Raw genomic sequence first — 15,332 nt, 5'->3', positions numbered from 1 at the left:
GACGCCAACACATAATCCTGACCATTCGTCCCCACGAACACACCCGACACCGACCCCCGCACCGACACCGGATCCACACCCGCCCGCTCCAACGCCTCCCACGACGTCTCCAACAACAACCGCTGCTGCGGATCCATCGCCAACGCCTCACGCGGCGAAATACCGAACAACTCCGCATCAAACTCCGCAGCACCCGACAAAAACCCGCCCACATTCACATAAGAACGCCCAGGCCGCCCAGGAACAGGGTCATAAAGCCCATCAACATCCCACCCACGATCCCCAGGAAACGGGACCACACCACCACGACCAGCCGCCAACAACTCCCACAACTCATCCGGAGACGAAACACCACCAGGAAAACGGCACGCCATACCCACAATCGCGACGGGTTCACGGGAGGCCGCGACGAGTTGGCGGTTGCGCTTCTTCAGCGTCTCGGTCTCCTCCACGGACTTCCGCAGGGCCTGGACGACCTTTTCGTACGGTGCGCTCATCGCTGCCTCTGTCAGTCTCGTTCGTCGGAGTCGAAGCCGGAGTCGCCGTCGGCCCCGGGGTCGGCGGCGTCGGTCGCGTCGCCGAGTGCGAGGTTCACCAGGTCGTCGACGGCGAGGTCGGCGATCAGGGTGTCGTCGTCGGGGTTGTCGCCGGACCAGATCGCGTTCTCGTCCTCGAGGCGCCGTTCCGCCTCCTCCGCCTCGGCGAGCAGGGTGCGCAGGCCGGGCAGGAGCCCGGCGTCGCGGAGCCGGGTGAGCGGGGCCGAGGCGAGGACGCGGCGGACGCGTGCCTCGTCTAGGTCCGTCACGTCCTGCGAGGAGGCGCCCGCGGTGTCGCGCTGGAACAGTTCGGTGTGCAGGTGGCGGGCGAGGGCGGACGGGGTGGGGTGGTCGAAGACGAGGGTGGTCGCGAGGCGGAGGCCGGTCGCGGCCATCAGCTGGTTGCGGAGGTCGACGGCGGTCAGGGAGTCGAAGCCGAAGTCCTTGAAGGCACGGTCGGCATCGATCGCGGCCGGCGTCTCGTGGCCGAGCACAGCCGCCACGCGGGACTGCACGAAGTCACCCAGGGCACGCTCGCGTTCGCCGGGCGGCAGGCCGCGCAGTCGTCCGACGAGTTCGCCGGCCTCGGTGGCCGTGCCAGGGGCGCTGCGGGTGGCGTTCGTCGCGTCGGGAAGATCGGCGAGCAGAGCGCTCGGACGGATGAGAGCGAACGCGGTGGCGAAGCGGTCCCAGGAGACGTCCACCACGGCGGTGCAGGGACGGTCGTCGGCGATCACCTGGTCGAGTGCGGCGAGGGCCCCCTCGGACGGCATGGGGCGCAGTCCGGAGCGGCGGATGCGTTCCTCGGCGGCCTGCTCGGCGGCCATGCCATCGCCGGCCCAGGGCCCCCAGGCCACGGACGTGGCCGGCAGACCGAGGGCACGGCGGTGCTGCGCGAGCGCGTCGAGATGCGCGTTGGCCGCGGCGTAGGCCGCCTGTCCGGCGTTGCCGAGGACGCCGGTCACGGAGGAGAACAGGACGAAGAGCCCCAGGTCCCGGTCGGCGGTCAGTTCGTGCAGCAGGTCGGCAGCCTGGGCCTTGCCGGCGAGGGCTTCGGCGAGGTGACGCGGAGTGAGGTCGGTGAGGACGCCGTTGGCAGGGATGCCGGCCGCGTGCACGACGCCGGTCAGCGGAGCGTCCTCGGCGATCCCGTCGATCAGGGCGCCGACCGCGTCGCGGTCGGTCAGGTCGCAGGCAGCCAGGGTGACGCGGGCGCCGAGCGCGGCGAGCTCGTCGCGCAGTTCGGTGGCGCCCGGTGCGCCGGCGCCGCGCCGGGAGGCGAGCAACAGATGCCGGGCACCCCGCTCGGCGAGCCGTCGCGCGAGGTGCCGACCGAGGGCTCCGGTGCCGCCGGTGATCAGTACGGTGCCGCGGATGCCGCCGGCTGCCGCCTGGGACGGTTCCGGGTGGGTGATGCCGTCGGCTGCCGCCGGGAACGGATCTGAGTGGGTGGTGCCGGGGCGGTCGTCCCGGACGAAGCGCGCGGCGAAGACTCCGCCCGCGCGGAGGGCGAGCTGGTCCTCGGACCAGGTGGCGGAACGGCCGTGGGCGAGCAACTGTGCGAGCCGGGTCAGGTCACGCTGTCCGGGCCGGGACGGCAGGTCGGCCAGCCCGCCCCAGATGTCGGGGTGTTCGAGGGCGACGCTGCGCCCGAGCCCCCACAGCTGTGCCTGCGCCGGGTGCTGGAGCGGATCACCGGCGCCGACGGACACCGCGGCCCGGGTCGCGCACCACAGCGGCGCGCCGGTTCCGCCGGCCGCGTCGACCCAGGCTTGGGCGACCAGCAGGGTCAGGCTGGTCGCGGCGGGCGACTGCCCGTCTCCCGTGGGCTGCTCGTCGGCCCAGGCGAGCAGCGACAACGCACCGTCCGGGGCCAGTTCGCGCAGCCGGGAGGCGAGCGCGCTCCGGCTGTCGTGGCTGCCGACGGTCAGGACGGCGACCTGTGCGCCGGAGTCCCGCAGGGTCTGCGCACACTGCTCGACGAGGCCGTCCTGTTCGGCCGTCACCTGCTCCGGGGCGACGACCAGCCAAGTGCCGGTGAGCGCGGCGGCCGGTACACCGACCGGCTTCCAGGTGACCGTGTAGCGCCAGGCGGCGAGTTCGGACTCCTCGCTCTGCCGCCTGCGCCAGTCGGACAGCGCCGGCAGCAGCGAGTCGAGGGAGGCGTCGGGGCTGACGCCGAGCCGGTCGGCGAGCGCGGCGGAGTCGCCGCCGTCGACAAGGTTCCAGAAACCGGTGTCGGTGCCGGTCTGCTGGGCGGCGGTCGGCCGTTGTGCCCGGCGGTCGCGGAGCCAGTAGCGGCGCCGTTGGAAGGCGTAGGTGGGCAGGTCGACGGGCCGGCCGGCTGCGTCGGCGGTGGGATCGGCGGCGGCCGTGACGGCGGCCCAGTCGGTCTTCATACCGCGGACGAACAGGTCGGCCACGGCCGTGAGCAGCGTCTCGGCCTCGGGTCGGCCGGCCCGCAGAGCGGCTGCCGCGGTGACGCGCCCGTCCGAGGCGGACCGGGCGAGCGCGGTCAGGACGGGGTCGGGACCCAGTTCCAGCAGCCGGGTGGCACCCTGGTCGCCGATGGCCGTGGTGAGCGCGTCGTGGAAGCGCACCGGACGTCGCACCTGGTCCACCCAGTAGGCGGCGGACGCCCACTGCGTCGTGACGGGCTCGCCGGTGGCGGTGCTCACGGCGGGGACCGCCGGGCGGCGGTAGGCGATCGTCTCGGCAGCGGTGGCGAAGTCAGCGAGCATCGGGTCCATCAGCGGCGAGTGGAAGGCGTGGCTGACGCGCAGCCGGGACACCCTGCGGCCCTGCCCGCGCGCCACGTCCATCGTCTCGACGACCAGCTGCTCGTCGCCGGAAACCACCACGGACGACGGCCCGTTGACCACGGCGACGGCGATCTGCCCGTTGCCGGTCAGCCCCTTCAGCAGCTCCGTGACCTCGGCCTCCCCGCCCTCCACGGCGGCCATGGCGCCGCCCTCGGGCAGCGCCTGCATCAGGCGGGCACGGGCCGCCACCAGGCGTACCGCGTCCGGGAGTTCGAAGACTCCCGCGGCGTAGGCGGCGGCGAACTCGCCCACCGAGTGGCCGAGCACGAGATCGGGGCGAATGCCCCAGGACCTGAGGAGTTCGACGAGGGCCACCTGCAGGGCGAAGAGGGCAGACTGCGCGTAACCGGTGGCGTTGAGCGGACCGGCGCCGTCCTGCGCGTCGGCGTCGGCGAGGAGTACCTCCCGCAGCGCTTGCGAGAAGCCGGCGTCGGGCCCGAGTTCGGCTTCGAACAGCTCGCACACGGCGTCCAGGGTCTGCGCGAACACCGGGTAGGCGGCGTGGAGTTCCCTCCCCATCCCGGGCCGCCCGCTGCCTTGGCCGGTGAACATCCACGCCGTACGGCCCTCACCGACGGTGCCGGTCACGACCATGGCGGGGCCCGTGGCGGGTGTGCCGTCGGCCGCCAACGCGCCGAGGCCGGAGCGCAGTTGGTCCATGTCGGCACCGAGCACGACGGCGCGGTGGTCCAGCACGGCACGGGTCGTCGCCAGCGCGTACGCGACATCGCCGGGTGCCGGCCCGTCTGCGGAGGCGAGGAAGTGCGTCAGCCGCGCGGCCTGGGCTCGGGTCGCCCGGTCGGTACGGCCGGACAGCACCCAGGGCACGAGAGCAGGGCCGGTGCCGGCGGCCTCCGACACAGGGCTCCGCACGCCGGCCGGCTCCTGCCCGTTCACGGGGTCGGGGGCAGGAGCCTCCTCCAGGATGAGGTGGGCGTTGGTGCCGCTGATGCCGAAGGACGACACGCCGGCCCGGCGCGGGTTCCCGACGGTCTCCCAGTCCCGTGGTTCGGTCAGGAGCCGTACCGCTCCGGAATCCCAGTCGATGTGCTCCGAGGGCCGGTCCACATACAGGGTCCGGGGCAGGTGGCGGGCGCGCAGCGCCATGACCATCTTGATGACGCCTGCCGCGCCGGCCGCCGCCTGGGCATGCCCGACGTTCGACTTGACCGAGCCGAGCCACAGCGGCTGGTCGTCGGTGCGCGCCTGCCCGTACGTCGCCAGCAGCGCCTGCGCCTCGATCGGGTCACCCAGCCGGGTGCCCGTACCATGTGCCTCGACCACGTCCACCTCGGCGGGCGAAACACGGGCGGCCTTGAGGGCCTGGCGGATCACGCGCTGCTGCGACGGTCCGTTGGGCGCGGTGAGCCCGTTCGAGGCCCCGTCCTGATTGACGGCGCTGCCCCGCACGACCGCCAGGACCGGGTGGTTGTTGCGGCGGGCGTCGGACAGCCTCTCCAGGACGAGGACTCCCCCGCCCTCGCTCCAGCCGGTCCCGTCGGCGCTGTCGGCGAACGACTTGCAGTGCCCGTCACCGGCCAGCCCACCCTGCCGTGCGAACTCCAGGAACAGGCCCGGCGTCGCCATCACGGTGGCGCCACCGGCCAGGGCCATGTCGCACTCACCGGCTCGCAGCGCCTGGGCGGCCAGGTGCAGCGCGACCAGGGCCGAAGAACACGCGGTGTCCACGGACACGGCCGGGCCCTCCAGCCCGAACACATACGACAGGCGGCCCGACGCCAAGCTGGGTGCACTGCCCGTCAGCAGGTAGCCGTCGGTCTCCGGGTCGGCGTCGTCGTACTCCCTACCGCTGGCGTACCCGTTGGCGGACACGCCCGCATACACGCCCGTCGCCGATCCCTGGAGCGAGAGTGGGTCGATGCCGGCGCGCTCCAGGGCCTCCCAGGCGGTCTCCAGCAGCAGCCGTTGCTGCGGGTCCATCGCCAGCGCCTCGCGCGGCGAGATCCCGAACAACTCGGCGTCGAACTCGGTCGCGCCGTCGACGAATCCGCCGACCCTCGCCACGCCCTCCAGCGTCTCCATGTCCCAGCCGCGGTCGAGGGGGAACGGAGTGATGCCGTCGCCCCCGGCGGCCACCAGCTCCCAGAGCGCTTCCGGCGAGTCCACACCTCCGGGGTAGCGGCAGCCCATGCCGATGATGGCGATGGGCTCGTCGGCGTGGGCGGCCGTGCCCGGCGCCGTCTCCTCCGTCGTGCCGTCGGCCGACGCTCCGACAAGCTGCTCACGCAGGGAGGCGGCGAGGGCGGCCGGGGTCGGGTGGTCGAAGATGACCGTCACCGGGAGCGTGACGCCGGTGGCGGAGCCGAGACGGTTGCGCAGGTCGACGGCGGTGAGCGAGTCGAACCCGAGGTCCTTGAAGGCACGGGACGCGTCGACCGCGCCCGCGGACGCGTGGCCGAGCACGGCCGCCACCTGCGTCTGCACCAGGTCCAGCAGCTGCCGCTCCTGCTCGGCCGGCTCGAACTCGGCCAGTTTGCGAGCCAGACCTCCCGCAACTCCCGCCCCCGCTTGGTCGGCGGCGCGGCGTCGGCGGTCGGATGCGGGTACGAGGCCCTGCAGGATGCCGGGCAGGCTCTCGCGTACCGCCGCCAGGGCGGACGTACGGAGGGCGACGGGTACGGCGACCGGCTCGTTGACGACGAGCGCGGCATCGAACAGAGCCAGGCCCTCGCCCGTTTCCAGTGCGGGGAAACCCTGCCGGGCCATGCGGGCCAGTTCCGCCTCGCCCTGTGTTCCGCCCATGCCGTTCGCGGTCGCCCACATGCCCCACGCCAGCGACACGGCAGGCAGACCTTGCGCACGACGGACGACCGCCAGGGCGTCGAGAACGTTGTTCGCCGCCGAGTAGGCCGCCTGACCGGCATTGCCCACCACACCGGCGAACGACGAGAACAGTACGAAAGCGGACAGCTGCCGTTCAGCCGTCAACTCGTGCAGGTGCAGGGCCGCTTCGGCTTTCGCGGACACGACCTTGGCCAGCCGGTCCGGCGTGAGGTCAGCGATCAGACCGTCGTCCAGCACACCGGCCGCATGCACCACACCGGACAGGTCCACGCCGTCGATCACGGCACCCAGCGCCGCACGGTCGGAGACATCACACGCGGCCACGGCCACACGCGCACCCAACCGCGTCAGCTCAGCGCTCAGTTCGCCGGCACCCGGAGCGTCGGGTCCGCGCCGGGATACCAGCAGCAGATCCCGCACTCCATGTGCGGCAACCAGATGCCGGGCCACTTCCGCACCCAGACCACCCGTCCCACCCGTGATCAGCACCGTGCCCTCGCCGACCCACGGCGACGGCACCGAGATGACGACCTTGCCGACGTGCTGAGCCTGCCCCAGCAGCCGCAGCGCCTCCGGGACCCTGGACAGGTCGTAGGAGGTCACCCTCACCGGCCGCAGCTCGCTCTGCTCGAACAAATCCAGCAGGGCCGCCCACATCTCGGAGATCCGGTCCGGACCCGCGTCCATCAGGTCGAAAGCCGTGTACGCGACTCCGTGCTCGGCCCGCACCTGTTCGGCGTCGCGAACGTCGGTCTTGCCCATCTCCACGAACCGGCCACCGGAACGCACCAACCGCAGCGAGGCATCCACGAACTCCCCGGCCAGGGAGTCCAGGACCACGTCCACACCCGGCTGGAACCGCTCCTCGAACTCCGTCGTGCGCGACGACGCGATCCGCTCCTGAGCAATCCCCAGGTCGCGCACCACGGGCCACTTCGGCTCACTCGCCGTCGCATACACCTCGGCACCGAAGTGCCGGGCGAGTTGCACGGCGGCCATCCCCACGCCACCGGCGGCGGAGTGGATCAGCAACGATTCCCCGGCCCGCAGACCGGCGAGGTCGACCAAGGCGTAGTAAGCGGTCAGGAACACGATCGGCACGGACGCCGCCTGCTCGAACGACCAGCCCTGCGGAACCCGGGCCAGCAACCGCGCATCGGTGACCGCCGTCGGAGCGAACGCGCCGTGCAGCATGCCCATCACCCGGTCGCCCACGGCGAGGCCGGTCACATCGGGCGCCACCTCCACGACGACACCGGCTCCCTCGTGCCCCAATCGGCCCGCGTCCCCCGGATACATGCCGAGAACGTTCAGTACGTCACGGAAGTTGACGCCGGCGGCCCGCACCGCCACCCGCACCTCACCGGCCCGCAGTGCGCGCGGCTCCTCGGGGATCAGGGCCACCCCGTCCAGCCGCCCCTGAGCCACCACGTCCATCCGCCAGCCCGCACCCGCGCCGACCGGCGGCACGAGCACGCCGCCCGACCCCATCCGAACCATGCGCGGAACCCATACCTGGCCGTTCCGCACGGCGAGTTGGTCCGCGTTGTCGTTGATCAGGGAGGCCACGGAGGTCAGGTCGGTGATGTTATCGACGTCGAGGAGGGCGAAGCGGCCGGGGTGCTCGTTCAGGGCGGAGCGCAGCAGGCCCCAGACGCCGGCGGTGGACGGGGCGGGGGTCTCGTCCGAGGTCACGGCGACGGCGCCGGAGGTCAGGATCACCAGGCGGGAGTCGGCGAGCCTCGGTTCGGCGAGCCACTGCCGCACCACGGTCAGCGACGAGGCGAGGACGTCGGCGACGGGGCCGTCGACGACGGGCAGCAGGACCCTGCGCGGGGTGTCGGCCATGGCGTCCAGGGCTGCGAGCAGCGCGTCCAGGTCGGGGTGGACCGGGACGTCGAGGCCATGCTGCGACGCGCCGATGACGACGGTGTCAGCGGCATGTCCCTCGGCCGCGGTCGGCACGCCGGGGGCCCACTGCACTCGGTAGAGGTGCTCGGCGCCCTGCCTCGACTGCTGGGCGGCGAGTGCGGTCGTCGAGACGGGGCGCAGCAGGAGGGAGTCGATGCCGGCGACCGGTTCGCCCGTCGCGTCGGCGACGCGCAGGCCGATCTCGCCCTCACCGTGGATGCTCAGCCGGGCCCGGACGGACGAGGCGCCGACGGCCGTGAGGGTCACGCCGGACCACAGGAACGGCAGGAGCGCGGTCCCGTCGCTGCCGCCGCGCAGGGCGAGGACGTGGAGCAGGGTGTCGAGGAGGGCGGGGTGGAGGCCGAAGGAGGCGGCTTCGCCCGCGACGGATTCGGGGAGGGTGGCCTCGACATACCAGTCGTCGGCGTTCCGCCACACGCGGGTGATGCCCCGGAAGGCGGGGCCGTAGTGGAGGCCGACGTCGGCGAGTCGGTCGTGGAGGCCGGCGAGGTCGGTGGGCTCGGCCTCGGCGGGTGGCCAGGCACGCAGGTTCCAGGGGTCGTCGGGCGTGGTGCGGTCGCTCACCGTGCCGGTGGCGTGCAGGGTCCACGCCTGTTCGGTCTCGGCGTCCTCGGCGCGGGAGAAGACGCGCACCGTGCGGCGGCCGTCGTGGGTGGGGGTGTCGATGACGATCTGGACCTGGGCGGCGCCGTGGTCGGGGAGGATCAGCGGGGCCTGGAGGGTGAGTTCGTCGAGGTGGTCGCAGTCGACGCGCAGGCCGGCCTGGACGGCGAGTTCGACGAGGGCGGTGCCGGGGACGACGGCGAGTCCGCCGACCAGGTGATCGGCAAGCCAGGGGGTGGTGGCGGCGGACAGGCGGGCGGTGAGCAGGACGTTGTCCGAGCCGGCGACGGCGACAGCGGCGCCCAGCAGCGGGTGTCCGGCGACACCGAGGCCGAGCCCTCGGGCGTCGGCGGCGGCCCGGGGGGCGTCGAGCCAGTAGCGGTGCCGCTGGAAGGCGTAGGTGGGCAGGTCGGTACGGCGGGCGCCGGTGCCGGTGAACACGGCGGCCCAGTCGGCGGCAGCGCCCCGTACGAACATCTCGGCGAGTGCGGTCAGCACCGACTGGGATTCGTCGCGGCCCTCGCGGAGAGTGGCCACGGCGGTGGTGTCGGGAGCGGCGGTCTGGACGAGGCCCGTGAGGACGGGGTCGGCGCCGATCTCGAGGAAGCGGGTGACGCCGAGTTCGGTGGTGGCGGTGCGCACCGCGTCATGGAAGCGTACGGCGTCCCGGACCTGCCGTACCCAGTAGTCGGGGCTCGCCCAGTCGTCGCCGTCGGCGATCCCTCCGGTGAGGGTGCTGACGGCGGGGATGACGGGGCGGCGGTGGCCGATGCCCACGATGGTCCGGGCGAACTCGTCGGCCATGGGGTCCATCAGCGGCGAGTGGAAGGCGTGGCTGACCCGAAGGCGGGTCACCCGCAGTTCCCGTTCGCGGGCCGCCTCCATGACCTGCTCAACGGCCTGCTCGGTGCCGGAGACCACGACGGCGCGCGGCCCGTTGACTGCGGCGATGACCGCCGGGCCGTCAGTGGCGGCCAGGAGTGCTGTGGCCTCGGTCTCGTCGGCCTCGATCGCGGCCATCGCACCACCGTCCGGGAGCGCCTGCATGAGCCGCGCACGGGCCGCCACCAGGCGTACGGCGTCGGGGAGTTCGACGGCACCGGCGGCGTGCGCGGCGACGATCTCGCCGATCGAGTGGCCGATCACGATGTCGGGTTCGGCCCCCCAGCCGCGCAGTAGGGCGACCAGGGCCGCTTCGACGGCGAAGATGGCGGTCTGGGCGTAGCCGGTGCGCTCCAGGAGAGCCGCCCCGGCTGTGCCGGGGTCGGCGAAGCACACGTCGCGCACGGGCGCGTCGAAGCCGGGTGCGCCGTCGAGTTCGGCGTCGAGCAGGGCGCAGATCTCGTCGAAAGCGCGGGCGTACACGGGGTGAGCTGCGTACAGTTCGCGACCCATGCCGGGGCGCTGGCTGCCCTGACCGGTGAAGAGCCAGGCGGTACGGCCCTCGGTGACCGTGCCCTTGACGGCTGCGGCAGTGCCGGTGATGCCGGTGATGTCGGTGATGTCGGTGATGTCGTCGAGAGCGGCGCGCAAGGTGGCGCGGTCGGGGCCGAGGACGACGGCCCGGTGGTCGAGGACGGAGCGCCCGGCGGCCAGGCTGTGGCCGATGTCGAGGGCGGAGGCGTCGGATCCGGTGATGTGGGCGGCGAGGCGTTCGGCCTGGGCCTTGAGCGCGGTGGCGCCGCGGGCGGTGAGGATCCAGGGGACGCAGGGCAGGTCGTGGGTTCCCCCACTGGTGTTCCCGGTGTTCCCGGTGTTCCCGGTGTCCCCGGTGTCCCCGGTGTCCCCGGTTTCGTCGGCTGAGGGTTCGGGGGCTTCCTCGAGCACGAGGTGGGCGTTGGTGCCGCTGATGCCGAAGGACGACACGCCGGCCCGGCGGGGGTGCCCGTTGGCGGACCATGACCGGCCTTCGGTGAGGAGCCGGACGGCGCCGGCCGACCAGTTGACGTGGGAGCTGGGCCGTTCCGCGTGCAGGGAGGGCGGCAGGTGGCGGGCGCGCAGCGCCATGACCATCTTGATGACGCCTGCCGCGCCAGCTGCCGCCTGGGTGTGCCCGATGTTGGACTTGACCGAGCCGAGCCAGAGGGGGTTGTCCTCGTCCCGTCCCTTGCCGTAAGTGGCGAGCAGGGCCTGCGCCTCGATGGGGTCGCCGAGCCGGGTGCCGGTGCCGTGCGCCTCGACAGCGTCCACGTCCGCGGTGGTGAGCCGGGCGGCATCCAGCGCGCGGCGGATGACACGCTGCTGGGACGGCCCGTTGGGCGCGGTGAGGCCATTGGACGCGCCATCCTGGTTGACGGCGCTGCCCCGGATCACGGCGAGCACTGGGTGGCCGAGTCGCCGGGCCTCGGAAAGGCGTTCCAGGACGAGGACGCCCGCGCCCTCCGCCCATCCGGTGCCGTCCGCCTCCTCGGCGAAGGACTTGCAGCGCCCGTCGGCGGCGAGTCCGCCCTGCCGGGAGAACTCCACGAACGTGGCGGGAATGGCCATGACCGTCACACCGCCCGCCAGCGCCGTCGTGCACTCGCCGGAGCGCAGGGACTGGCAGGCGAGGTGCAGGGCGACGAGGGACGAGGAGCAGGCGGTGTCGAGGGTGACGGCGGGGCCCTCGAAACCGAAGACGTAGGCGATACGGCCGGAGAAGACGCTGCCGGCGTTGCCGTTGCCGAGCAAACCGGCGACGTCCTTGGGCACTTCCTGCAACCGGGAGGCATAGTCGTGGTACATCAGCCCGGCGAAGACGCCGGTGGCCGTGCCACGCAGGGACAGCGGATCGATCCCGGCGCGTTCGAGGGCCTCCCAGGACGTCTCCAGCAGCAGCCGTTGCTGCGGATCCATCGCCAGGGCCTCACGAGGGCTGATGCCGAACGCCTCGGCGTCGAACTCGGCGGCCTCGTGCAGGAAGCCGCCCTCCCGGGTGGCCGAGGTGCCGGCCGCCCGCTCCGGGTCTGTGGCGAACAGGGCCTCCATGTCCCAGCCGCGGTCGGCGGGGAACGGTGTGATGCCGTCCCCGCCGCCGCTCACCAGCCCCCACAGGTCCTCCGGCGAGGCAACACCGCCCGGGAAGCGGCAGCCCATCCCGACGATCGCGATCGGCTCGTGGTCCTTGTCCTCGGCATCACGCAGACGAAGGTGGGCGTCCTGGGCGTCGGCGATCGCACGCTTGAGGTATTCGCGGAGTTTTTCCTCGTTCGCCATCTGTTCCTTGTCCTTCGAAAGAGCGCGGAGAGCCGAATCAGGGGGGAGCGTTCCGAGATCGCCGGGGCGAACGGTCAGTCGGCCACCCAGGGCTTGTCGTCGAGCAGCGCGAAGAGCTCGTCGTCGGTGGCGTTGTCGAGTTCGACGCGGTTGCCGTCGTCCGCGTCCTGGTTGCCGCCGTCTGTGGCTCCCGCCGACCAGGTGGCGAGCAGTTGCTGGAGCCGGTCACCGATCGCCGCGTGCGTGTCATCGTCAGCCGCCGGCGCGGTCTCGGCGAGGACCGTGCCGAGCTTGTCCAACTCGCCCATGAGAAAAGCCGTGTCACCGTCGTCGGAGAGAGCCAGTTCCGCGCTGATGTGGTCGCGGAGGGACAGGATGGTGGGGTGGTCGAAGATGAGGGTGGCGGGCAGCTGCAGCCCGGTCACACGGTTCAGTCGGTTGCGCAGATCCACCGCGGTCAGCGAGTCGAAGCCCAGCTCCTTGAACGCGCGCGACGCATCCACCGCCCCGGCCGACCCATGGCCCAGTACCCCGGCCACCTCGGTCAGCACCGTGTCCAGCAGCACACGGTCCCGTTCCGCCGGGCCCAGACCACGCAACCGCTCCACCAAACCAGTGCCGGCGGCGCCACCCGAAGCGGCAACCCTCCAGCGCCGCCCGGCTGTCGGCACCAGGTCCCGCAGTACGAACGGCACCTGGCCGCTTCCGGCCGCGAGTGCGGACGTGCGCAGGGCGACGGGGACGGCGAGTGGCTCATTGACAGCAAGCGCCGTGTCCAGCAACGCCAACGCCTCGGCCACGGCCAGAGGCGTGAATCCCCCACGCCGCAACCGCGTCACATCCTCCTGCGCCAGTCGGCCCCCCATACCGGTCTCCCACATGCCCCATGCCAGCGACACGGCCGGCAGACCCTGAGCCCGGCGAGCGACCGCCAGCGCGTCCAGCACGTTGTTCGCCGCCGAGTACGCCGCCTGCCCGGGATTACCCACCACACCCGCGAACGACGAGAACAACACAAACGCCGACAACTTCCGGTCAGCGGTCAACTCATGCAGATGCAGCGCCGATACGGCCTTCGCCGCCAGCACACCCGCCAACCGCTCCGCCGTCAGATCCGCAATCAGACCGTCGTCCAGGACACCCGCCGCATGCACCACACCCGACAGATAAACACCCTCGAGAACAGCAGCCAGCGCCTCACGGTCAGCCACATCACACGCCCGTACGCTGACCCTCGCACCCAACTCCTCCAGCTGCCCGGCAAGTTCACCCGCATCGGGGGCTTCAATCCCGCGCCGGGACACCAGCAGCAGATCCCGCACACCATGCACGGTGACCAGATGCCGGGCCACTTCCGCACCCAGACCACCCGTACCACCCGTGATCAGCACCGTCCCATCGCCGCTCCACGGCGACGGCACCCGCGCCTCACCGGCCCCGGAAACCATCCGCACCAGACGCGGCACCCAGACCTCACCAGCACGAAGAGCAAGCTGCGGCTCATCCAGAGGAGAGAGCCGCTCGGCGAGCGCGCGGTACGAAGCGGCCGTCCTGTCGACATCGGCCAGCACCACACGCCCGGGATGCTCACTGATCGCCGACCGGACCAGACCCCACACCCCGGCACCGGCCAGATCCGGCGTCTCGGCTCCGCTGACAGGATGCAGGGCAACCGCACCACTGGTCAGCACGACCAGAGGCGTGTTGGCCCATCGCTCCTGTGACAGCCAAGTCCGCATGGCACCCAGGACATCAGCAACCGGGCTCAGGACATCACCAGAGTTCGCCGCCACGCTCAGCCCGACGACCGACGGCGCGACCTCACCGGCATCCACAGCGCCAACAAGAGCGGCAAGATCCGCATAATGCCTCACCGGCACGCCCGACTCGCGCCAAGCCGCCGTCTCCACATCACCGACCACCGCCCAATGCTCGGCACACGCACTCTCTTGCCGACGGCCAACAGGCGCCGGGCCCCACTCGAGACGGAACAGACCGTCCGGGCCCGTCGCAGCCCGCACCACATCGGCAGCCGACACAGGACGCAGTGCCAGCGAGTCGACGACCGCCACCGGCGCACCCACCGCATCACTGACATACAGCGAATACGCATCCGCCCCGCACGGCGTCAGCCGGGCCCGCACCACACCCGCACCCACCGAGTACAACGACACACCGGACCACGAAAACGGCAACAGCGCACCCTGCCCCTCACCGGCACGCACAGCCAGAGCATGCAGCACCGTGTCCAACAGCGCCGGATGCAACCCGAAGGCCGCTACCTCACCCGCCACCGGCTCAGGCAGGACCGCCTCGACGAACAGGTCATCACCCGACTCCCACACGCGCTCCAGGCCCCGGAAACCAGGGCCATAGGACAGCCCGGACTCATCGAGCACGTCATAAAGACCGTCGAGAGCCAGCTCACCGGCACCGGCCGGCGGCCAGGAACCCAACCCGGCCGCCCCCGCGGGACCCGCGCCCCCATCGTCCACAACACCCGTGGCATGCAGAGTCCAGGGCTGGTCGGAAGCCGCGTCATCGGGTCGGGCATACACCTGCAGCGCCCTGCCCTTCCCACCGTCCGCCTCCGCCGGCTCGACAGTGATCTGGACCGTCACGCCCGAGTCGGGCGGCAGCACCAGCGGCGCCTGGATCACGAGTTCGGCCAGCCGGCCACAGCCGGCACGGTCACCGGCCTGAAGACCCAGTTCGACGAACACCGTGCCCGGCACCACGACACTGCCTGCCACCACGTGATCCGCGAGCCACGGATGAGTACCCACCGACAGCCGCGACGTCAGCAACAGCGTGCCCGAACCGGCCACACTGACCGCCGCACCGAGCAACGGATGATCCGTCGCAGCCAGACCAAGACCACGCGCATCAGCAGCCGCACGAGCCGGCTGCAACCAGTACCGCTGCCGCTGGAACGCATACGTCGGCAGGGAAACGTCACGGGCCCCGCTGCCCGCGAACAGGGCGGCCCAGTCGACGTCGGCCCCCCGGACGTACAGCTCGGCGACGGCGGCGAGGAAGGTCTCGACCTCGGGCAGGCCCTTGCGCAGTACGGCGAAGGACGGCCCGGACTCCGGGTCGGTGAGCCCGCTCAGTACCGGGTCCGGGCCGATCTCCAGCAGCCGCCCGGCAGCTAGCGATCCGGTGACGGTGCGCAGGGCGTCATGGAAGAGGACCGGCCGGCGCACCTGCTCGACCCAGTAGGAAGGGGTGGCCCAGTCGGACTCGCCGACGGTCTCACCGGTGACGGACGAGGCCGCCGCGACAACAGGCCGGCGGTAGGTGACCTGTTCGGCGATCCTCGTGAACTCCTCAAGCATCGGCTCCATGAGCGGGGAATGGAACGCGTGCGACACCCGCAGACGCGTCACCCGGCCACCACGCTCACGCACAGCCGCCATCACCTGCCCGACACCTTCCT

Annotated in this window: 3 protein-coding genes; all 3 read right to left on the bottom strand. The window is 72.0% G+C overall.

Annotated features, from left to right (window positions below; translation table 11 throughout):
• Positions 1-497: beta-ketoacyl synthase N-terminal-like domain-containing protein (locus FNH08_RS25375; RefSeq protein WP_228034339.1), on the bottom strand; the 497-nt coding region annotated here is incomplete at its 3' end.
• 11 nt (positions 498-508) lie between these two features.
• Positions 509-11,893 carry a type I polyketide synthase gene (locus FNH08_RS25370; protein WP_152773864.1) on the bottom strand — a complete coding sequence of 3,795 codons (11,385 nt, stop codon included), beginning with the start codon at positions 11,891-11,893 and terminating at the stop codon, positions 509-511.
• Positions 11,894-11,967: 74 nt separating this feature from the next.
• Positions 11,968-15,312: an SDR family NAD(P)-dependent oxidoreductase gene (locus tag FNH08_RS25365; protein ID WP_152773863.1), complete on the bottom strand. Its 3,345-nt coding sequence runs from the start codon at positions 15,310-15,312 to the stop codon at positions 11,968-11,970.
• Positions 15,313-15,332: the final 20 nt, after the last annotated feature.

The sequence above is a fragment of the Streptomyces spongiae genome, assembly GCF_009377185.1.
Lineage (GTDB): Bacteria > Actinomycetota > Actinomycetes > Streptomycetales > Streptomycetaceae > Streptomyces > Streptomyces spongiae.
The sequence above is the reverse complement of the archived record's forward strand: the minus strand, read 5'-3'. Positions and strand labels throughout refer to the sequence as shown.